The organism is Neisseria sp. HMSC03D10 (assembly GCF_001807625.1).
Classification (GTDB): domain Bacteria; phylum Pseudomonadota; class Gammaproteobacteria; order Burkholderiales; family Neisseriaceae; genus Neisseria; species Neisseria mucosa.
Genome location: NZ_KV789598.1, coordinates 1 through 2,071 on the forward strand (window position 1 = coordinate 1; position 2,071 = coordinate 2,071).

At 53.0% G+C, this 2,071-nt stretch carries 2 protein-coding genes; both read left to right on the forward strand.

Translation table 11 applies throughout. The features are described from left to right. Window positions 1–128 precede the first annotated feature (128 nt). Window positions 129–1,256, forward strand: a complete 1,128-nt coding sequence (locus HMPREF3066_RS10090) for a Gfo/Idh/MocA family protein (RefSeq protein ID WP_070442660.1) — start codon at window positions 129–131, stop codon at window positions 1,254–1,256. Continuing rightward, window positions 1,253–1,912 (forward strand): NAD(P)H-dependent oxidoreductase, encoded by a 660-nt coding sequence (locus HMPREF3066_RS10095; protein WP_003764043.1) that lies wholly within the window; start codon window positions 1,253–1,255, stop codon window positions 1,910–1,912. Before HMPREF3066_RS10090 ends, HMPREF3066_RS10095 begins: the two co-directional genes overlap by 4 nt. Window positions 1,913–2,071 lie beyond the last annotated feature (159 nt).

Sequence of the window (2,071 nt, forward strand, 5' to 3'; positions counted from 1 at the left end):
GGGGATGTCCAACTTTTGGGGTGCAGTTCACTTTTCAGACGACCTTTTTTACACTTTCCCACCTATACTTCTTCACAAAAACTTCACTATACTTCATCTCCCTTTACATATGCGAACATTGTCTGAAAATGTCTGAAACCATTCAAAACCGCAAAATCAAATTCGCCTTAGTCGGCTGCGGCCGTATTTCCAACAACCATTTCGGTTCGTTTGAAGTATTGCAAGAAGATTGCGAACTCGTTGCCGTGTGCGACATCGATCCTGCCGCGCTTGAAGCGGCGGTCAAGCGCACCAGTGCGAAAGGCTATGCCCGCTATACCGACATGCTGGCCGAAACCGATGCCGACGTAATCGTCATCACCACGCCGTCCGGTTTGCATCCCGAACAGGCAGTTGAGGCGTTGGAAGCGGGTTTTCACGTTGTCACCGAAAAACCGATGGCTACCTGTTTTACTGACGGCGAGCGCATGGTCGAAGTTGCCGACAAAGCGGGCAAACGCTTGTTTGTCGTGAAACAAAACCGTCTGAACGCCACGCTGCAACTGCTCAAACGCGCGGTCACGGAACAACGCTTCAGCAAAATCTATATGGTGCATTTGAATGTTTTTTGGACGCGCCCGCAGTCGTATTATGACCAAGGAGGCGGTTGGCGCGGCACTTGGAAGCTGGACGGCGGCGCGTTCATGAATCAGGCAAGCCACTACGTCGATTTGATGGAATGGCTCATCGGTCCGGTGGAGGAAGTGCAGGCGATGATTGCGACCCACCGCAAAATTGAAGCCGAAGACACGGGCGTGATGAACCTCCGTTGGCGCGACGGCACGCTCGGTTCGATGGCGGTAACCATGTGCACCTACCCGAAAAACCTCGAAGGCTCGATTACCATTTTGGGCGAAACCGGCACGGTACGTATCGGCGGCATGGCGGTGAACGAAATTCAGGAATGGAATTTTGCCGACGGACGCGATTACGACGAACAGGTCAAAACCGCCAATTACGAAACCACATCGGTGTACGGTTTCGGGCATCCGCTGTATTATCAAAATGTTGTCGATGTATTGCGCGGCAAAGCCGAGCCTATTGTCGATGGACGCGAAGGCTTGAAATCGCTGGAGCTGATTAACGCCGCCTACCTTTCTGCACACAACCGTCAAACGGTTTCGCTGCCGCTGGTGTTGCAATCTTTGCGAACGTTTGACCATTCTGATTGTCCGAAAGGAAGCCCTTTCCATACTCAATCAAAGGAATCATCATGATACTGACCCGCGAACAAGCCCTCGAAATTTTCAAACGCCGCGTTTCCGTCCGCTACTACGACCCCGCGCGCAAAATCAGTGCCGAAGATTTTGCCGCCGTCCTTGACTTCGGACGGCTTTCGCCCAGCTCCGTCGGCTGCGAGCCGTGGCAGTTTGTGGTTGTGCAGAACGCGGCATTGCGTGAAAAAATCAAACCCTTTGCCTGGGGGATGCAGGCTTCCATTTCGGATGCCAGCCATGTCGTTTTCCTATTGGCACGAAAACACGCCCGCTACGACAGCCCCGCTTTTGAAGAATTGATGGACAGACGCGGTCTGACTGCCGAAGAACGGGCGGGCGCATTTGAACGCTACCGCCGTTTCCAAACCCACGATATGCCCATCGCCGACGACGAACGCGCCCTGTTTGACTGGGCAAGCAAGCAAACCTACATCGCGCTGGGCAATATGCTCACCGGCGCGGCGATGCTCGGTATTGATTCTTGCGCCATTGAAGGCATGGAATATGCCGCAGTGGAAAAAATCCTTGCCGAGGCCGGATTGCTCGACCCTGAACATTACGGCTTGTCCGTCGCCGCAACCTTCGGCTACCGTGTGCGCGACATCACCCCGAAACCGCGCCGCGATGCGTCGGAAACGGTGATTTGGGCGGAGTAATGCCGATTAAGTTTAAAGGCCTGGACAGTAATCACCGTATCGTTTCAAACAGATACTTTTGCAAGCCGTCAAAGCAAATCCTGTGATTTCTGTTTCTCTCAAAAAATAAAAAAGGTCGTCTGAAATCTGTTGAACTGGCCCCCAAATCTTGGACACTCA